The sequence below is a fragment of the Bacillus sp. RHFS10 genome (genome assembly GCF_016757475.1).
In the GTDB taxonomy this organism is placed as follows: Bacteria; Bacillota; Bacilli; order Bacillales; family Bacillaceae; genus Bacillus; species Bacillus subtilis_G.
The window spans coordinates 1-18,606 of record NZ_JAESPO010000001.1 but is presented as its reverse complement, the minus strand read 5'-3'; the positions used below and the strand labels follow the sequence as shown (position 1 = coordinate 18,606).

Below are 18,606 nucleotides of genomic sequence, written 5' to 3'. Positions count from 1 at the left end.
TCTCATACCCCCATTTGATTCATCAGTAATGATAGATTGATATGGTCTTTTACCATATGTAGAACGGTTTCTTTCGTCACATTGGCAAGCTGTGGCGTAACTCCTAAAATCGGCACACCGCATAAGCGCTCAATCATTTCAGGATTGGTTTTTTCATCATCAGCAGGAGAAGCACTGATTCCATTGATGACAATTCCGGCGATTGGCAGACCCATGCTTTTTGCATATTGGACAGTTAAAAAGGTATGATTAACCGTCCCAAGATGAGGACGTGCCACAATGATCATGGGAAGCTGCAGCGCTTTTATGACATGGCTGACTAAAAAATCCTCTCCCAACGGCACAGAAATACCACCCGCACCTTCTACGATGAAGCATTCATGTTTTTCTCTTATCCGCTCCCAATGGCTTAAGACCTCTTCCATGGTGACAGCCTTTCCCTCCAGCTTCCCTGCAACGTATGGTGCAAGCGGCGCTTTGAAGGCAAAAGGTGTAATGTCTTCCTGAGAAAGACTCGTCTGCGACATGGACTTCAGCAGACTTGTATCGCTATCCGGATGATGGCGAGATATGCCGCTTAAAAATGGTTTAAACACCCCGACATCTCTGTTATGTTCTCGTAATAAAGCGGCAAGACCGCTAGATATAACCGTTTTCCCCACTTCTGTATCTGTTCCTGTCACAAAAAAACCCCTCAAATGATGTGCATCTCCTTTCCAATTGAATGAAATGATGTCAGCAAATGATCAATATCACTCATTCTGTGGTCAGCGGTGATTGTTAATCTGATCCGGCTTTCACCTGGCGCAACGGTCGGCGGCCGAATGGCCGGGGCATAAATTCCCTTGTCCTGCAGCTTTTCAGCAAATGTGACCGTTTTTCGGGCATCGCCGATGACCACAGGAATAATCGGCGTGTGATCCCCTTTTACCAAATACCCCATGTCCTTCAGACTAGTTCTGATCATGTTGATATCAGAAAATAAAAGCTGCCGTTTTTCCCTGCTGTCTTCAATGATGTTGAAAGCTTCATAAGCAGCCGCACAGCTGGCTGGCGGAATGGCGGTTTGAAAGATAAATGTTCTGGCATGGTTGAGCAAGAAGTCGATGGCGACCGCTGAACCTGCGGCGAAACCTCCCTCTGCGCCAACCGCTTTGCTTAAGGTGCCGATCACAATATCAGGACAAACGCCAAAGTATTCACTCGTTCCCCCTCCCGAATCACCCAAAACACCTGTGGCGTGGGCATCATCAACGATCACGAAGGCATGATAGCGTTTCGCAAGCGAGATGATCTGATCAAGAGGGGCAATCGTGCCATCCATGCTGAAGACCCCGTCTGTTACGATAAAACGGTGCTGATAACGTTGTGTTTCGTTCAGCTTGTTTTCAAGATCATCCATATTAATATGCCGATAAACAACTGTATCAGCCTTAGACAGCCGGCAGCCATCAATAATACTCGCATGATTTAATTGATCACTTAAAATGACATCTTCCTTTTCCGGCAATGATGAAAGGACACCGGCATTGGCCAAATAACCGCTCGAAAACAGCAAAGCCGCTTCCGTCCGTTTAAAGCCGGCAATCTTTTTTTCAAGCTTTTCATGCCAAACCGAATTGCCTGTCGTTAAACGTGATCCGCTGCTTCCCGCCCCATATTGCTGCAGTGCTTCTTGGGCCGCAGAGATCAAGCGGCTATGGCTTGCGAGTCCTAAATAATTGTTTGAGGACCAGACCGTTTGATTCTTGCCGTTCATTTTCCTCTCTGGAAACGGAGCCCCATTCATTGCCCGCAAATTACGGTATACGCCGGCTGCCTTCACTCTGTCTAACCGCTCGTTTAACCAGGCGTCAAGCTTCAAGGCTTGTAACCTCTTCGATCGCTTGTTTCATAATGTCAATCATTTCAGCGAGCTCTTCAGTTGTGCTGGCGAGAGGAGGCAGAAATGCAATCACGTCCCCAAGCGGCCTTGTCAGCATGCCAAGCTCTCGCATTTTTAAGGAAACTTTGTATCCGACCCGCCGATCAGCAGGATAAGGCTTTTTGCTTTCCTTTGATTGAACAAGCTCGGCGCCGCACATAAAGCCCAGCTGCCGAATATCCCCCACATGAGGGAGAGCGTACAGATCTTGAAGAAGGAAATGGAGTTTTTCACTTTTTTGCGCTACTTGTTCAACAATGTTTTCAGATTCAAATAATGCCAGATTTTCAAGCGCTACCGCACAGCCAAGCTGATTTCCCGTATAGGAATGGCCATGGAAAAAAGTTTTTTGGTTTTCATAATCATCATAGAATGCCTTATAGATGTCTTCAGTGGCAAACGTAACGGCGATTGGCAAATAGCCTCCCGTAATGCCTTTTCCGGCAGCCATCAGATCAGGCTGGACATGCTCGTGCTCACACGCAAACATTTTTCCGGTACGGCCAAAACCTGTAGCGACTTCATCAACGATCATTAACACATCGTATGTTGTACATAGCTCGCGCACACCCGCCAAATATCCTTCCGGCATCACAATCATACCGGACGCTCCTTGAACCATTGATTCAATGGAAAGCGCGGCAATTTCCCCGTGATGTTCCTCGAGCAGCTGTTCAAGCTCTCGCAGGCATTCATCACGGCACTCGTCAGGATCGCCGCTTTCAGAGCGGTACACATAAGGAATCGGAGCTTTGTAGCTATCAAACATTAACGGGCCGTATACGTGGTGGAACAGCTCAATTGAACCGACACTGACGGCGCCAATCGTATCACCGTGATAGCCATTTTTCATGGCAATAAATGTTTGTTTCTCAGGCCTTCCGATGTTCTTCCAATATTGAAACGCCATTTTCAAGGCGATTTCCATCGCTTCTGCACCGCTGTCTGAATAAAAGACCCGCGTAAGGTTTTTCGGGCTGATGTTGATTAATGTTTCGGCAAGCTGGGTTGCAGGAACATTAGTCATGCCCAATAACGTGGAGTGCGCGATTTTTCCGAGCTGTTTTTTTATGGCGTCATCTAATTCCTTTTTGCGGTGCCCATGGACATTAAGCCAAACAGAAGAAAAACCGTCATAGTATTCCTTGCCGTTTATGTCTTTGACTTTGATTCCATTGCCGCTTTCGATGATTAATGGGTTTTCATCATAATCTTTCATTTGGGTAAATGGCAGCCAGAGGTGCTTTTTACTGTTTTCTATCAAATCATGAGTCATGGTCTTCCTCCCACTCTATCAAAATAGGCTGTTTCTCCAGTTCATGTATGTACGTGTTGACATCTTCAGAGCCATCAATAAAAAAGATGCGGCAGCCCTCTTCAATCCCGTATTCTTTCATTGCTGTAATACGCTGATAGCCCATTTTTTCACCCGCAACGTAGCCTGTTATGTAATCAGGGTCATCTGACCAGCATAATTCCGCAATGGTTATCGGGTGCCGGCTAACCTTTGAAGCAAGTGCAAGAGCTTCTTTTATTCTTGGATGTGCCGGCACGTGAAAGCGAATCGCCCATTTTTCAAAATTGGCGTCCGTCCAATCTATTCTGGACACCCGCGTTTGATCAACCCGCTTCCCTGAGTGAATATCAAACACAACCGCTCCTCTGACACCCGACCATTCAGGGATTTGTTCATATGCTTTTTCAATCATTTCCCGTGAAACGCCTTCTCTTTCCAGTAACAATCGGGCAAGCACTTGTCCCTCTTCCGGGGAGCTCACTTCGTGTGTATGAACTGGCAATGGCTGAATAGTTTTAATCGGTTCATGAACCTCTTCGAATTGTATTTGCATAAAATCCGGTTTTCCTCTTGAATGGGATAATCCTTTTTCTAATAAGGCATTGACTGTGCGCTTCATCTCATGAAATGGAATAAGCCGTTCTCCGCCGGATATATGCTTTCCGCCATCCTCATGAGATCCATTCATAGAAGCCCTCATTCTGACACTATAAAATGTTTCTTCTTGCATCCCATCTCGCCCTTTCACTGCTAACTGAAGAACGTATATCCTATCCTATTCTAATTGTTAACCTATTATAAATAAAAGTTAACAATTAGAATATTATTATTCACATATGATTCTGTCAATATAAGAAATCTTCATTTTGGTTTGAGACTGATTGTTGAAACGAGCAAAAAGACCGTTTTACAGTAAAACGGTCCTAGCCTTAAATGTCTATTCCTCTTCGTTTTTTTCGATTTCGATACTTAATGAACAAGCCGATCCCATTTACCATCACCAGCCCAAAAATCGTATTGCCTAACGGCGCCCAGCCATTCTCGCCTGTGAAAAATAAGGAGAGGGCCACCTTCCCAGCGAGTGTCACATTCAATAGGATTAAACCAAATACAAGCGACCGCTTCCAGAAAGCAGCCAAAATAAAACCGAGAAAAACCATCATGAAAGAAATTGTTAAAACAGCCGAGACCGGACTGCTTAAAAGCATTTGCTCGAATTCGAGCACTTTTTGCATTTGCAAGTGAATCTTCTTAGGTTCTGGAAACCAGACCATACTGCTCATCATCAATACAAAAGTGATGATGATGCCTTTCCAGCTGCGCTTATACGCAGCATAAACCAGTACTAGTAAAAAGAGGGGGCGAATATACCAGCTTAATGGATTAAGATGCCGCCGGAAAGCCCAATCCAAAATATCTTGTACTTCCATTGGTTCCACATCCCTCGCTCAAGTCTGCGTCTTTCTGCCAGTTTCCCGTAACCGTCACAGCCGCTTTTGCAAAAACCGGACAGCTTCATGCCTCATGACGGCCGTTTCGAAATGCCCTGAAGCGGAACGGGCCACCCGATAACAATCAGTAGCTCCCTGTTCAGCATATACAGCTGACAATTCTTTTTCGATTTTGTTCACACCCTCAGCCGGCGTTAACCGGTCGTGTGCACCCACAAGGCTAAGGTGCGGGCGCGGCGCGATCAGGCTTTGGATTTCAGATGCGGAAAAATATTTTGCAAGCGACGGGACATAATAATAAAAGCCGTGCCGGTCAAGATTTTGTGTTTTCATCAGCACATGATGATCTACCTGGCTGCACAAATCCACACACACCTTGATCCGGTCATCAAGCGCCGTAGTCCACCACGCCATCAATCCTCCCATAGACATGCCGATGGTTCCGATTCTGTCAGCCTGAACATCAGGGCGAGACTGCATATAATCTAGCGCTCTTAAACTGTCATAAATCATCATGCCCCACATCACTCTTCCGGTAAGAAGCATTTCTTTAAAAATCTCGCTTTCCGCTTTTCCCCGCCGATCCCCAAACCCCCAATGATCAATCGCAAGCACGCTATACCCGAGAGAAGTCAGCTCACTGGAAAAAGAAGGCGCTTTCAAGTAGTCTGCTCCTTCAATCAGTTCACTTTTTCCCTTGTCATACCGCCCCCCATGCGAATGCTGAAACAATACGGACGGACACGGTCCATCTGCGGACTCCGGCTTCACAAAATAAGCAGGCACCTTTTCATGTCCGTTTAAGTCGAGCAGGAGCGTTTCAATGATATTTCCTTCTCTTTCTTCAATACGCAAGGTCTCCGCCCTAATTTGCCTCCGATCAGGCAAATCTCCAAGCAATCGAAACAGCTGCTTTCTTCTTTCCTCTCTCATTCCATCATCCTTCCTTATTCGCTTACTTCACATTTACGAGACAGAACTGGTTTCCCCTTTATTTTTTCAAACTAAATCGCATTATTTACTAAATGTTTAGTAAATATAACGAAATATTCCGAAAATAATTATTGTAACCGCTTACTTTCACATGATAATATCAATTTATCAAAAACAGACGAGTTCATATTTTACTAAATAGATGAGAGGGATTACCATGGTTCGGATTAAAGATATCGCCTTAAAAGCTAATGTTTCCAGTGCGACTGTTTCCAGGATTTTAAATGAAGATGAGTCGCTTTCTGTTGCGGGCGAAACGAGACAAAGAGTCATCAATATCGCTGAAGAGCTCGGCTATCAAACGGTTGCTAAACGCCGGAAAGCCCGCGGGCAAAAACAGCGGACCCAACCGCTGATCGGCGTACTGAGCTGTCTGTCCCCTGATCAGGAACGGCAGGACCCTTATTTTTCTTCGATTCGCAAAGGCATTGAAAAAGAATGCTTTGAACAGGAAATTTTCATTACAAATTCGATTCATCTCGGTTCCTTTCAGGAGCATATCTTTCGGGAACTGGATGGTGTCATTGTCATCGGCCGTGTTCATGATGAAGCAGTTAAGCATATCAGCGGAAGGCTGGAGCATGCCGTATTTATCAATCATTCTCCTGATCCGCAAACATACGATTCGATTGGCATTGATTTTGAATCCGCTTCACGCCAAGCGATTGATCACCTTTTCGGCCTTGGTTACAAACGGCTAGGTTACATTGGCGGACAGGAAAAAGAGCATACGCTGAAGGACGGCCAAAGCATCCGCAGAACAATTGAAGACAAACGGCTGACCGCCTTTTTGGAGTCCGCCGTCCCCCAGCCTGAGCATGTGCTGGTCGGAGAATACAGCATGCGTGAGGGTTATCGCCTGATGAAGAAAGCAATCGCTCAAGGCAATCTGCCGGAAGCATTCTTTATCGCCAGCGATTCCATGGCGATCGGCGCATTAAAAGCGCTCCAGGAAGCCGGACTGCAAGTGCCGCGGGATACAGCGATCGTCAGCTTTAATGGCATTGAAGAAGCTGAATTTGCCAGCACGCCATTAACAACGGTGAAGGTGTACACAGAGGAAATGGGCCGTACAGGCGTAAAACTGCTGCTTGACCGCCTCAATGGCCGAACGCTTCCTCACCATGTCACCATGCCCACAACATTAATCGTGAGACAAAGCTGCGGCTGTACAACTAAGGAGGTGACATAAGAAAACAATCATCACGATCATAAGGAGGAAAAGATGAAACACACTTTTGTTTTATTTCTCTCTCTTATTCTAGTTATTCTGCCCGGCTGCTCAGCAGAGAAAAGCTCAGCAGATACCGAAAAAAAGACGTTAACCATTTATTCTACAATGTCAACGGACAGTGAAAGAGCTACGTTCAGAAAACTGACGGCAGCGTTTGAAAAGGAACACAGTGACATTCGTGTCAGCCTTCATTTCCCAGGCAATGACTATGAAAATATGATGCGTGTCAGAATGGCAGCCAATGACTTGCCTGATCTTTTCGATACACATGGCTGGGGGAAAATCAGGTACGGAGAATATACAGCGGATCTCCGGGATATGGAATGGACTCAAGGTCTCGATCCCAATTTAAACAGCATCCTTAAAAATAAAAGCGGAAAGGTCTATGCCTATCCGATCAATCAGGCAAAAGACGGTCTGGCATATAACCGCAATATGTTAGAGCGTTACAGCATTGCCCCGCCGGAAACGATGGATGATTTTTTGAAAGCACTGAGAACGATTAAAGAAAAGAGCAAAGGAAGCATCGTTCCCTTCTGGTTTGCCGGATATGACAAAAGCTCATTTGCCCAATATTACGATCAATTCGCTACGCCTCTTCTCATCACAGATCCTGCCCATAATGAAAAAAAACAGCTCATCAACGGCACCTTTAATTGGAGCAAATTCACTTATTTATCAGACATCCTTAAACAAATGCAGAAAGAAAAACTGATTAATATTGACGCTGTAACCGCAAAAAAATCACAACTCATTGAATTAATGGCTCAAAACAAAATCGCCTTTACAATGCAAGGCGGCACACTCGGCCAAGACGTTGCCCAGATCAATCCGAACGTCAAGGTTGGCATTATCCCGACACCTGCCATACATGCCGGAGATGATCCGATATGGATCGGCGGTGAACGCTACACGCTTGCAGCTTGGAAAGACTCGCCTCATGTAAAAGAAGCGAAAGAATTCATCGCATTTATGGCCCGTCCCGCCAATGCCAAACAAATGGCTGAAGCCACATCGCTTCCATCAGGGCTGACCAATGTAAAAGCTGATATTTTCTACGCAAATGACTATGAGCATTATCAAGATGTCAAAGTCGAGCCTTACTTCGACCGTTTATACCTGCCAAACGGAATGTGGGACGTTCTGGGCACGGCCGGGCAGGAACTTGCTGCTGACATTTTGACGCCTCAAGAGATTTCAAAGAAGCTGGGAAGAGAATACAAACGACTACGGGAGCAATCGGAAACACAGGGAGCTGAAAACAATGAGTGATATCGCAAGAGACGTTCATGTGAAACAGGTTAAGCCGAAAAAGCAGTCCTCACTTTGGTGTATGTACATTCCTGCTTTGCTCTCCGTTCTAGTCTTTATGATTTATCCATTTGTGAAAGGCGCATTGATCACCTTTACAAACTGGAACGGCTTTTCACAAATCTACCAATGGGTGGGATTCGCGCAATATGAAAGGCTGTTTTCTGATCCCGATACTTGGCACATCTTAAAAAACACGCTGCTTTACGGGCTCGGCAGTACCTTTTTTCAAAATGTGGTCGGACTCCTGTACGCCCTGCTCTTGAATCAAAGCATCAAAATGAAAGCGATAACAAGAACAATTGTCTATTTGCCGGTCATGATCAGCCCGCTCATCATGGGCTATATTTGGTACTTTTTCTTCTCCTACGACGGAGGCGCGCTCAACGATTTGCTCGGTGTATTTGGCATCGGCCCGATCAATGCACTCGCCAGTCCGTCGCTCAATCCGTGGCTCATTGTCATGATAAACACGTATCAATATGTCGGGATTGCTATGGTTGTCTACTTAGCCGGCCTGCAAAGCATTCCGAAAGACTACTATGAAGCTGCGCAAATGGATGGCGCGAAACAAGGCCAGCAGTTTTTCACGATCACGCTGCCGCTGTTAATGCCCTCGATCACGATTAATATGGTCATCAACATTATCGGAGGCTTAAAGCTGTTTGATATCATTATCGCGCTCACCGCGGGCGGTCCCGGAAATGCGTCACAATCCATGTCTACGTTTATGTATGATTTGTATTTCAAACGGCAGGATGCCGGCTATGCCGCAACGCAAGGCATATTTATGGCATTTGTCATTTTGATCATCAGCTTTTGCGCGCTTGCGTACTTTAAAAGAAAGGAGACGGAAATGTCATGAAAGCCGCCCGTTCAAAAAAACTGCGGATCGTTACGCTTTTTGCCACTATTGTAGCCTGTGCGCATTTTATTCCATTTTACATCCTGCTGACCACTTCATTGAAAGCAAAAGGAGACTACAGTTCGAAATGGCAGTTTCCAGCCGACATCTCCTTTCACAATTTTTCAGAAGCATGGGAGCGTGCTTCATTAGGAAATTCATTTATAAACACCATCATCATCACAGGTTTTTCTGCCTTGTTATTGATCATATTCGGCTCTCTTGCCGCGTACCCTCTTGCCCGGCGGGAAACGAAGCTGAATAAAGCCGTTTTTGCCTTGCTGATTTCCATTATGATCATCCCTCCGTTAACATCCATGGTCCCCTTGTACAGAATGGTTGTGGACGCCGGCATGGTTAATACACACGCCATCGCCATTTTGATCAATACAGCGGCTTATATGCCGTTAACCGTATTCTTGTATTCAGGCTTTATCCGTTCGACCATTCCAAAAGAGCTTGAAGAAGCCGCACGAATAGACGGTGCAGGCATGCTAAAAATCTTTTTTACGATCGTGTTTCCTCTGCTGAAACCGATCACTGCGACCATCTGTATTATTTCTTGTGTCTTCATATGGAACGACTATCAATTTGCGATTTTCTTTTTACAAGATCAAAAGGTTCAGACATTAACAGTGGCCATGGCAGGGTTTTTCGGAGAAAACGCCAACAATCTGCATTTAGTTGCCGCAGCCGCGCTTATGGCAATGCTGCCGATGGTTATTCTGTTTTTGGCGCTGCAAAAATACTTTATTGCCGGCCTGTCATCCGGAGCGGTAAAGGGATAACATTAAAGGAGGAAGCCATATGAAAAAGATTACATTTATCGGTGCAGGTAGCACCATTTTCGCCAAAAATGTTTTGGGAGACTGCTTGTTAACAGAAGCGCTGAATGGATTTGAATTCGCCCTTTACGACATTGATCCGAAACGCCTGCAGGAATCCCAGCTGATGCTTGAAAATCTGAGAGACCGTTATAACCCGAGTGTGGCCATCAATAGCTATGATGATAGAAAACTCGCCTTACAGAACGCAAGCTATGTCATCAATGCCATTCAGGTTGGAGGATATAAACCGAGCACAGTCATAGATTTCGAGATTCCTAAACGGTACGGGTTGCGCCAGACGATTGCCGACACAGTCGGCATCGGCGGGATCTTCAGATCACTCAGAACCATCCCGGTCTTATTTGATATCGCAAAAGATATGGAGGACATGTGCCCGGATGCGTGGTTTTTAAATTATACAAATCCGATGGCCTCTCTTACAGGCACCATGCTTCGCTATACTAGTATCAAAACAATCGGGCTCTGCCACAGTGTCCAAGTGTGCACGAAGGATTTATTCAAATCTCTTGGAATGGAGCATGGCGGAATCGAGGAGCGCATCGCGGGCATCAACCATATGGCTTGGCTTTTGGAAGTCAAAAAAGACGGCGTAGATCTATATCCAGAAATCAAAAGGAGAGCAAAAGAAAAACAAAAAACAAAACATCATGATATGGTGCGGTTTGAATTGATGGATAAGTTCGGCTATTATGTCACGGAATCGTCCGAACACAACGCAGAATACCATCCATACTTTATTAAACGGAACTATCCCGAGCTGATCAGCGAGCTGCAAATCCCGCTCGATGAATATCCAAGAAGATGCGTCAAACAGATTCAAAATTGGGAGAAAATGCGGGATGAAATCGTCAATAATAAAAACCTTACGCACGAACGCTCAAAGGAATATGGTTCAAGAATTATAGAAGCAATGGAAACAAACGAGCCGTTCACCTTCGGGGGAAACGTCTTGAATACAGGGCTGATCACCAATCTTCCTTCAAAAGCGGTTGTGGAAGTGACATGCGTCGCCGACAGAAAAAAAATTACCCCGTGCTTCGCCGGAGAACTGCCTGAGCAGCTTGCGGCCTTAAACCGGACGAATATTAATACACAGCTGATGACAATTGAAGCCGCTGTCACATTGAAAAAAGAAGCGGTTTACCAAGCCGCAATGCTTGATCCGCATACAAGCGCGGAACTTTCCATGACTGACATCATCTCCATGTGTGACGATTTATTCACAGCACACGGCGATTGGCTGCCGGAATACAAATAAAAAACTAGGGGACCGCTCTCCCCTAGTTTTTTGGTTTTGTTTCGCCTTCCCAGGCCATCATGCCGCCTTCAACGTTGACGGTTTTAAAGCCCTGCTCATCCAAGTACCTGCAGACATTCATGCTGCGCATTCCTGAGCGGCAGATAAACACGTACTCTTTGTCTTTATCAAGGGTATCCATTTTTTCAGGAATATCCCCCATGCGAATATGAACGGCTTGCGGGATCATGCCTTCCGCCACCTCTTCATCTTCTCTGACATCAATCAAATATAACTCTTCCTCCGCCTCAATTTTTTCTTTTAAAGCGGCTGTGCTGATTTCTTTTATCTCCAAAGAAAACACTCCTATTCACAATGATCATGTTCAGTATAGCAAAGTCAGCCGGGCGATTGCTATTCAGAGACTGATGAAAAAAATCCCCTTTTGATAAAGGGGATTTCAGATTGTAGACAAAGTCCTAAAACGGTTTTTGTTTTAGGATTTTGTCATCTTGTCAGCGTGATTGAAAACCCTTGAAGTCTAGGAAGGACGAGCATTGGAGCAGACTTCCGCAGGATGCGGTGACAGCGGCGTTTGAGCAGGACGCTCAGCTTTTAGCCGCTGATCTTTTCTCAAGTGAGCACCAACGCGCAGGACTGACAACGAATGCGAGGGTTTGTCGACACGCTGAAATCCCCTTTTGATAAAGGGGATTTTTCCTTAGGCTTAGTTTGCCACAATATTGACAAGCTTGCCAGGCACCGCGATGATTTTTCGAATCGTTTTGCCTTCAAGCTGCTCTTGGACCTTTTCATCTGATTGAGCAAGCTGTTCCAGCTGTTCTTTCGTCGCATCGGCAGGAACCTGTAATTTCGCTTTTACTTTTCCGTTCAGCTGAACAACGATTTCAACTTCATCATCCACAAGTTTTGTTTCATCATATACAGGCCAAGCTTCGTATGCAATCGTGCCGGAATGGCCAAGCTTCTCCCATAGCTCTTCCGCTAAGTGAGGCGCGATTGGAGAAAGAAGCTTTACGAAGCCTTCCATATATTCTTTTGGCAGATCTGACGCTTTATAAGCTTCATTAATAAAGACCATCAGCTGGGAAATACCCGTGTTGAAACGAAGGCCTTCGTAATGATCTGTGACTTTCATGACCGTTTCATGATATACGCGCTCCAATGTTTCACCAGCGCCTTCAACGATTTTGCCATTAAGCTCACCGCTTTCTTCAACAAACAGACGCCATACACGGTCAAGGAAGCGGCGCGCGCCGTCTAAGCCTGATTCAGACCAGGCGATTGAAGCATCAAGCGGTCCCATGAACATTTCGTACAATCTTAGCGTATCAGCGCCGTGAGAGGCAACGATTTCGTCAGGGTTGACAACGTTCCCTTTAGATTTACTCATTTTTTCGTTGTTTTCGCCGAGAATCATTCCTTGGTTGTACAGCTTTTGGAACGGTTCTTTCGTCGGCACTACACCGATATCATAAAGGAACTTATGCCAGAAGCGGGCATACAGAAGGTGAAGCACGGCATGTTCTGCGCCGCCGATATACATATCAACCGGAAGCCATTTTTCCAATTTCTCTGGTGATGCCAGCTGATCCGGGTTACGCGGATCAATATAGCGCAAGAAATACCAGCAGCTTCCCGCCCATTGCGGCATTGTATTCGTTTCTCTTCTTCCTTTTTTCCCTGTCTCAGGGTCTGTGACTTCCACCCACTCTTTGATGTTCGCAAGCGGTGATTCACCTGTTCCGCTCGGTTTGATTTCATCCGTTTTCGGCAAAATCAGCGGCAGCTCCTCTTCCGGCACAGCCGTTGATGTTCCGTCTTCCCAATGAATGACCGGAATCGGCTCGCCCCAATAACGCTGGCGGCTGAAGAGCCAGTCGCGCAGACGGTATGTCACTTTCTTCTCGCCGTTTTTCGTTTCTTCCAGCCAAGCGATCACTTTCGCAATTGCTTCCTGCTTGTTAAGGCCGTTTAGAAAATCAGAGTTCACGTGTTCGCCGTCGCCAGTGTACGCTGCTTCCTCAACGTTTCCGCCTTTCACAACTTCCTTCATCGGAAGGCCGAATGTTTTGGCGAATTCAAAATCACGCTCATCGTGACCAGGAACCGCCATGACAGCACCTGTTCCGTATGATGCAAGAACGTAATCCGCAATCCAGATCGGCAATGTTTCTCCGTTTACAGGATTGATCGCATAGGCTCCTGTGAAAACGCCTGTCTTTGTTTTCGCAAGATCTGTACGCTCAAGGTCACTCTTTGATTGAATTTCTTTGATATATGCTTCTACAGCTTCTTTTTGCTCTGTCGTTGTGATGTGTTCCACCAATGCGTGTTCCGGAGCAAGTACAGTGTATGTAGCGCCAAACAGCGTATCTGGTCTTGTCGTAAATACCGTAAAGGATTCATCATGTCCATCTACAGCAAAATGAACGTGCGCACCTTCAGAACGGCCGATCCAGTTGCGCTGCATATCTTTAATGCTTTCCGGCCAGTCAAGCTCTTCCAAGTCTTCGAGAAGCCTGTCCGCATAGGCGGTGATTTTCAGCATCCACTGCCTCATCGGGCGTCTCTCTACCGGATGGCCGCCGCGTTCGCTCTTGCCGTCAATGACTTCTTCATTGGCAAGAACCGTACCTAAAGCAGGGCACCAGTTTACAGGCACTTCGTCAACGTAAGCAAGGCCTTTTTCGTATAGCTTTAAGAAAATCCACTGCGTCCATTTATAGTATTCAGGGTCAGTCGTATTGATTTCACGATCCCAGTCATACGAGAAGCCAAGCGACTGAATTTGGCGGCGGAAATTATCGATATTCTGCTTCGTAAACACAGCGGGATCGTTCCCTGTGTCAAGTGCGTATTGTTCAGCCGGCAAGCCGAATGCGTCCCAGCCCATTGGATGAAGGACATCGTGGCCCTGCATACGCTTCATACGAGACAGGATATCCGTGGCTGTATACCCTTCAGGATGGCCGACGTGCAAGCCCGCTCCTGACGGATAAGGGAACATGTCCAGCGCGTAAAATTTTTGTTTTTCATTATGGTCAAGAGTGGCAAATGTTTTGTTTTCAAGCCAGTATGTTTGCCATTTCTTTTCTATCTCTTTGTGCTGAAAACTCAAAGTGAAAACCTCCTTCTGATTGAATACGGCGTGTATGGTTCAAGTATTGACGGGAAGGAGAGAATTATATTCAGAATATTCCCAAACTAAAAAAAACTCCCTCATCCCAAAAAGGGACGAGAGACTTTCGTTTTCCCGCGGTACCACCCTCGTTAGCGCGGCGTGCGCCGCACTCACTTGATACTTTTAACGCAGTTATGCGTCAGCGGCTTTTCACCGCTGCAACTCTGAGGTGAGTTCGGAAACAAACTTGATTGACTTTCACCAGCCGTCAACTCTCTGCAACAATATCTGCTTCCTACTGCTCCTCTTCATTGTTCTTATCGCAACCGTAATCTTAACTGTATTTTATAGAATTCTGTTCATAAGTGCAAGCAGGTTTGTATACAATGGGAATGTACCCTGAACGGGCGGAGATTGAGGACAATTATTCGGGTGGAGTTTTGGTTTGACGTTTGGACTCGGCCGGTTCGCCGCCGCTGTTCATTTCTCTCACAAAGTCAAAACTTCTGAGAACAGCTTCACCGCCGTAGCCTGAGATAATGGATAAGATGACAAGTTGAATTCCTGAATCGGGGTCAGCGGATAATACAAGTAAAATGGAAGCTGTCATTCCGATAAACCAATCTTCCAAAAATCCAAGGTAGATAAACCGCTTCGTCATTCTGGGTTTCTCCAGTCTGCCTCTCTTTTTCACATGACCGAGAATCCCCATGATTCCTCCAATTACACAAGCAATGAGTACCTGATGCAGCATCTTCATCATCACCTTCCTAAAGCCCTTATTTCGTAAAGCGACTTCAGGCCATCCAGCCCCCTTAAACGATTCCGATGATTTTCGATATCTACATACTGGCAAATCTGAAAAAAGCTTGTTTCTTCCATTATATGTGAACACATGATCGGTAAGCTTGATGCATTGGATTCATTTTTCACCCAGTGACATTTACCTAGTCACTCATTAAGCTTCTATACACTTTCCGTTCATATGTTCAATTTCTGTTCTTATTTTTAGTGTATACGAGGACAAGCCTTGATGACAAACAACAAACTACGCGCTTGCTTGAATCAGAACATGTGTTGTGCTACGGTTACTGTATAATTCATTGTAAAAAGGGGAATACAAGGCTTTCGCACAGCAAGCTGGCGGCCTAAGGGGGATTTATATGGCTAGTTTTCAATCATTTGGAATACAAGGACAGCTGGAAGTCATCAAAAAAGCGCTTGATCATGCGCGAGTCGGTGTGGTCATTACAGACCCCTCACTTGAAGATAATCCTATTGTCTACGTAAACCAAGGCTTTGTTCAAATGACCGGCTATGAAGCCGGAGAGATTTTAGGAAAGAACTGCCGCTTCTTACAGGGGAAACACACAGACCCCGCTGAAGTAGAAAACATTAGAACCGCTATACAACATAAAGAGCCGGTTACCGTTCAGATCCAAAACTACAAAAAAGACGGAACGTTATTCTGGAATGAATTGAATATTGACCCGCTCGAGATTGAAGGCAAGACCTATTTTGTCGGCATTCAAAAAGATATCACCCGGCAAAAAGAGTATGAGAAGCTTCTCGAGGATTCCCTCACAGAAATCACTGCACTTTCAACGCCTATTGTCCCGATTCGCAACGGCGTTTCGGCTCTTCCGCTAGTCGGCAACCTGACAGAGGAGCGATTTAATTCCATCGTCTGCACATTGACGAATATCTTATCAACATCCAAAGATGATTATTTGATCATTGATTTATCAGGGCTGGCACAAGTGAATGAACAAACCGCCGATCAAATTTTCAAGCTGAGCCATTTGCTGAAATTAACCGGAACCGAATTAATCATTACCGGCATTAAACCTGAATTGGCCATGAAAATGAATAAACTGGACGCCAATTTTTCATCGCTGCAAACATATTCAAATGTAAAGGATGCCGTTAACGTGCTTCCGATCATGTAAAAAGATCCCGCTCATCCGGCGGGATCTTTTATTATGAAGAGATTGATGCTTGTTTATTTGTTTCTTTAGCCGGTTTTATCCGTTTGTCATATAAAAGCGTTGTGGCGATACTGATCATCAGCAAAACCAAAAGAGACAACACAAGAGCCTGAATGCCGAAATGATCGACAAGCAAACCGCCGAACAACGGACCAATCATTCTGCCGCCTGTCGCCGCGCTGTTGACAAAACCTTGATAAAATCCTTCCTTCCCTTTAGGGGCAAGCTGGTTGGCTATTGTCGGCACCGCAGGCCAGACAAGCATTTCCCCGATGGTCAGGATCACCATGGCAGCCAGAAACATCAGGAAGTGCTTTGCCGTCAGCAGCATACTGAAGGATACAATAAAAATGATAAATCCGATGACCATTTGCGCCTTCAGAGACTCCGCCCATTTTTTCACCACAAAGCTGACAAGCGGCTGGCCAAACACAATTAAAATTCCGTTGACCGTCCACAGCACACTGTATAAGGAAAGGGATATTCCAATGCTTTGCGTGTACGAAGCAATCGTGGTAGACCATTGAGAATAAGCCAGCCATCCGAGTACATAGCCGCTGCTTAATATGATGAGCGCGGCAAATTTCGCTTTGCTGTTTACAGCATCATAATCAAGCACAGACGTTTGGGACGCGTCCTTCGTCTGAATATTTCGAAATCCGAAATATACGATAAAGAAAAAGGCCATATACAATACAGCATTCGCCAAAAATACATATGAAAACGAGAAAGAAGCCACGGCACCGCCAAGTGCTGAGCCGACGGCCACACCCGCGTTTTGTGCGACATAGATCGCATTAAATGCCTTTCTTCCCCCTTCAGGCCAGACCGATCCAGCCATTGCATAGCTTGCCGGAAAAACAATACCGGAACCAAATCCCACAATGGTCAGCAGCACAATGTAGGCCGGCCAATCATGAAAAAAGACAAGGCCCAGCAGGCTTGCCAACGTAATCGCAATCCCGAGCATAATTGATTTAAAGCCGCCGATTTTATCAAACAAAAAACCGCCGCTTAAATTCCCGACCACACTGGCGCCTGAATTCAGCATCAAAACAAGCCCGGCTACTGTTAACGACTTCCCTAAATGATTATGGATATAAATCGTATTCAGCGGCCATAAAAAAGAAGCACCCGTCACATTAATAAACATTCCAATAACTAAAATTTTAAGAGCACGCGGCATACTCATCCCCCTTTCTCGCCTAAAAAAGCTCATGAAAAAAACGAAACCTAAAACGGCTTCGTACGAATCGAATGATCATAGCACATTCATTCTATCTGTCTATTTCACATTTTTCAACTGATGAGCTTGAAAAAATCTAACAAATATTGTTTGAAAAATGTAAAATAAATAGAAAAAGGGATAATGTTATGGAAATGGTATTATTATTCTTAGGATTTCTTGCATGTCTCATTTCGCTTGGCTATGGATTATATCATCTTGTCAGATATGTGCTGAAAAAGGAAAAATGTTTCTCTAAGAGACTCTTTTGGCCGCTTTTGATAGGAGGCCTGGTGCTGCTCGTCACCGGAGCAGCATTGACAGACCCAGACGCTGCAGCAGCAAATGCCGAGAAAAAATATTCAGCGCTAAACGCCGAATATAAAAGCCTTACAAAAGAGCATGAAGCACTAGAGAAAGAATATGAAGCAGCCAGTTCTAAAGCAAAGAAGTTGAAGGACAACACAAAAGACCAAGACAAACTACAGCAGCTTGAAAAAGAAAATAGTGATCTAAAAAAGACTCAGAAATCATTAAAAGCAGAAATGAAAGAGCTTCAAGAAAGTCAAAAACAGCTCAAAGAAGATACAAAAACAGTAAAGGCTGAAAATGAAGCACTGCAGCAAGATAAAACACAGCTTGAAAAGCAATTAAAAGAGACGAAAAGCCAAACTGCAAGTTCACAAGAAAACGCTGGAAGTTCTTCTAGCAATACGAATAAAAGTAATGAAACCAAAACAGCTGCCACAGCAGAAAGCTGTAATATAAAAGGCAGCAAAAGCGGCATCTATCACACACCGGGCAGTACATACTATGACCGGACAACCGATCCGGCTGAAATGTTTTGCTCAGTTGAAGAAGCTGAAGCCGCCGGTTACCGGCCGCCAAAACGATAAACAAAAAGCTCCAGAACCTCTGGAGCTTTCAGATTGTTGACAAAATCCTAAAACGGTTTAGTTTTAGGATTTTGTCATCTTTTCAGCGTGGTTGAAAACCCTTGAAGTCTAGGAAAGGCGAGCATTGGAGCGGAGCGAATGTCCTAATTCGTG

The 18,606-nt window shown here is 45.2% G+C and carries 17 protein-coding genes and 1 other annotated feature; of the genes, 7 read left to right on the top strand and 10 right to left on the bottom strand.

Annotation, left to right across the window (positions count from 1 at the left end):
* Positions 1-2 precede the first annotated feature (2 nt).
* The 6 genes from bioD to JMN17_RS00060 form a co-directional block, all read right to left on the bottom strand.
* The gene (bioD, locus tag JMN17_RS00085) at positions 3-698 is read right to left on the bottom strand and encodes a dethiobiotin synthase (protein ID WP_202326873.1); all 696 of its coding nucleotides are present in this window, start codon (positions 696-698) and stop codon (positions 3-5) included.
* Entirely contained in the window at positions 695-1,864 is a 1,170-nt protein-coding gene (bioF, locus tag JMN17_RS00080) for an 8-amino-7-oxononanoate synthase (protein ID WP_202326872.1), read from the bottom strand. Before bioF ends, bioD begins: the two co-directional genes overlap by 4 nt.
* Entirely contained in the window at positions 1,854-3,200 is a 1,347-nt protein-coding gene (bioA, locus tag JMN17_RS00075) for an adenosylmethionine--8-amino-7-oxononanoate transaminase (protein WP_087992868.1), read from the bottom strand. Before bioA ends, bioF begins: the two co-directional genes overlap by 11 nt.
* The gene (bioW, locus tag JMN17_RS00070; protein ID WP_087992869.1) at positions 3,190-3,951 is read right to left on the bottom strand and encodes a 6-carboxyhexanoate--CoA ligase; all 762 of its coding nucleotides are present in this window, start codon (positions 3,949-3,951) and stop codon (positions 3,190-3,192) included. Before bioW ends, bioA begins: the two co-directional genes overlap by 11 nt.
* A gap of 199 nt (positions 3,952-4,150) precedes the next feature.
* On the bottom strand, positions 4,151-4,651 hold the full coding sequence (locus JMN17_RS00065; RefSeq protein ID WP_087992870.1) for a hypothetical protein: 501 nt from the start codon (positions 4,649-4,651) through the stop codon (positions 4,151-4,153).
* A gap of 54 nt (positions 4,652-4,705) precedes the next feature.
* Positions 4,706-5,605 (bottom strand): dienelactone hydrolase family protein, encoded by a 900-nt coding sequence (locus JMN17_RS00060; RefSeq protein WP_087992871.1) that lies wholly within the window; start codon positions 5,603-5,605, stop codon positions 4,706-4,708.
* Positions 5,606-5,822: 217 nt separating this feature from the next.
* Between JMN17_RS00060 and JMN17_RS00055 the strand changes: the two genes are divergently transcribed.
* The 5 genes from JMN17_RS00055 to melA are packed head-to-tail and all read left to right on the top strand — an operon-like array spanning position 5,823 to position 11,220.
* On the top strand, positions 5,823-6,857 hold the full coding sequence (locus JMN17_RS00055; RefSeq protein ID WP_087992872.1) for a LacI family DNA-binding transcriptional regulator: 1,035 nt from the start codon (positions 5,823-5,825) through the stop codon (positions 6,855-6,857).
* A 33-nt stretch (positions 6,858-6,890) separates the two neighbouring features.
* Entirely contained in the window at positions 6,891-8,171 is a 1,281-nt protein-coding gene (locus JMN17_RS00050; protein ID WP_087992873.1) for an ABC transporter substrate-binding protein, read from the top strand.
* On the top strand, positions 8,164-9,075 hold the full coding sequence (locus JMN17_RS00045; protein WP_202326870.1) for a carbohydrate ABC transporter permease: 912 nt from the start codon (positions 8,164-8,166) through the stop codon (positions 9,073-9,075). The genes JMN17_RS00050 and JMN17_RS00045 overlap by 8 nt, the downstream gene beginning before the upstream one ends.
* Entirely contained in the window at positions 9,072-9,902 is an 831-nt protein-coding gene (locus JMN17_RS00040) for a carbohydrate ABC transporter permease (protein ID WP_087992875.1), read from the top strand. The genes JMN17_RS00045 and JMN17_RS00040 overlap by 4 nt, the downstream gene beginning before the upstream one ends.
* A 19-nt stretch (positions 9,903-9,921) precedes the next feature.
* On the top strand, positions 9,922-11,220 hold the full coding sequence (gene melA / locus JMN17_RS00035; protein ID WP_202326868.1) for an alpha-galactosidase MelA: 1,299 nt from the start codon (positions 9,922-9,924) through the stop codon (positions 11,218-11,220).
* Positions 11,221-11,242: 22 nt separating this feature from the next.
* Here melA and JMN17_RS00030 read toward each other — a convergent pair whose 3' ends face one another.
* The 3 genes from JMN17_RS00030 to JMN17_RS00020 form a co-directional block, all read right to left on the bottom strand.
* The gene (locus JMN17_RS00030; protein ID WP_087992877.1) at positions 11,243-11,554 is read right to left on the bottom strand and encodes a rhodanese-like domain-containing protein; all 312 of its coding nucleotides are present in this window, start codon (positions 11,552-11,554) and stop codon (positions 11,243-11,245) included.
* A 372-nt stretch (positions 11,555-11,926) separates the two neighbouring features.
* Positions 11,927-14,341 (bottom strand): leucine--tRNA ligase, encoded by a 2,415-nt coding sequence (leuS, locus tag JMN17_RS00025; RefSeq protein ID WP_202326866.1) that lies wholly within the window; start codon positions 14,339-14,341, stop codon positions 11,927-11,929.
* Between the two features lie 109 nt (positions 14,342-14,450).
* Positions 14,451-14,665 (bottom strand) — a binding site (T-box leader).
* 103 nt (positions 14,666-14,768) lie between these two features.
* Positions 14,769-15,104 (bottom strand): DUF4257 domain-containing protein, encoded by a 336-nt coding sequence (locus JMN17_RS00020; RefSeq protein ID WP_003223352.1) that lies wholly within the window; start codon positions 15,102-15,104, stop codon positions 14,769-14,771.
* 403 nt (positions 15,105-15,507) lie between these two features.
* Here JMN17_RS00020 and JMN17_RS00015 point away from each other — a divergent pair, with 403 nt between their 5' ends.
* Positions 15,508-16,293, top strand: coding sequence for a blue-light photoreceptor (locus tag JMN17_RS00015; RefSeq protein WP_087992879.1), 786 nt, complete (start codon positions 15,508-15,510; stop codon positions 16,291-16,293).
* A gap of 31 nt (positions 16,294-16,324) precedes the next feature.
* On the opposite strand, the gene JMN17_RS00010 is transcribed toward JMN17_RS00015, so the two are convergent.
* Positions 16,325-17,518: an MDR family MFS transporter gene (locus JMN17_RS00010; RefSeq protein WP_087992880.1), complete on the bottom strand. Its 1,194-nt coding sequence runs from the start codon at positions 17,516-17,518 to the stop codon at positions 16,325-16,327.
* Between the two features lie 188 nt (positions 17,519-17,706).
* Here JMN17_RS00010 and JMN17_RS00005 point away from each other — a divergent pair, with 188 nt between their 5' ends.
* Positions 17,707-18,453: an LMBR1 domain-containing protein gene (locus JMN17_RS00005; protein ID WP_202326864.1), complete on the top strand. Its 747-nt coding sequence runs from the start codon at positions 17,707-17,709 to the stop codon at positions 18,451-18,453.
* The last annotated feature ends 153 nt before the right edge of the window (positions 18,454-18,606 follow it).

Excerpts from the sequence above, each read along its gene's own strand:
- bioA (WP_087992868.1), bottom strand. The coding sequence starts at position 3,200 with ATGACTCATGATTTGATAGAAAACAGTAAAAAGCACCTCTGGCTGCCA.
- bioW (WP_087992869.1), bottom strand. The coding sequence starts at position 3,951 with ATGCAAGAAGAAACATTTTATAGTGTCAGAATGAGGGCTTCTATGAAT.
- JMN17_RS00065 (WP_087992870.1), bottom strand. The coding sequence starts at position 4,651 with ATGGAAGTACAAGATATTTTGGATTGGGCTTTCCGGCGGCATCTTAAT.
- JMN17_RS00060 (WP_087992871.1), bottom strand. The coding sequence starts at position 5,605 with ATGAGAGAGGAAAGAAGAAAGCAGCTGTTTCGATTGCTTGGAGATTTG.
- JMN17_RS00055 (WP_087992872.1), top strand. The coding sequence starts at position 5,823 with ATGGTTCGGATTAAAGATATCGCCTTAAAAGCTAATGTTTCCAGTGCG.
- JMN17_RS00050 (WP_087992873.1), top strand. The coding sequence starts at position 6,891 with ATGAAACACACTTTTGTTTTATTTCTCTCTCTTATTCTAGTTATTCTG.
- JMN17_RS00045 (WP_202326870.1), top strand. The coding sequence starts at position 8,164 with ATGAGTGATATCGCAAGAGACGTTCATGTGAAACAGGTTAAGCCGAAA.
- JMN17_RS00040 (WP_087992875.1), top strand. The coding sequence starts at position 9,072 with ATGAAAGCCGCCCGTTCAAAAAAACTGCGGATCGTTACGCTTTTTGCC.
- melA (WP_202326868.1), top strand. The coding sequence starts at position 9,922 with ATGAAAAAGATTACATTTATCGGTGCAGGTAGCACCATTTTCGCCAAA.
- JMN17_RS00020 (WP_003223352.1), bottom strand. The coding sequence starts at position 15,104 with ATGAAGATGCTGCATCAGGTACTCATTGCTTGTGTAATTGGAGGAATC.
- JMN17_RS00015 (WP_087992879.1), top strand. The coding sequence starts at position 15,508 with ATGGCTAGTTTTCAATCATTTGGAATACAAGGACAGCTGGAAGTCATC.
- JMN17_RS00010 (WP_087992880.1), bottom strand. The coding sequence starts at position 17,518 with ATGCCGCGTGCTCTTAAAATTTTAGTTATTGGAATGTTTATTAATGTG.
- JMN17_RS00005 (WP_202326864.1), top strand. The coding sequence starts at position 17,707 with ATGGAAATGGTATTATTATTCTTAGGATTTCTTGCATGTCTCATTTCG.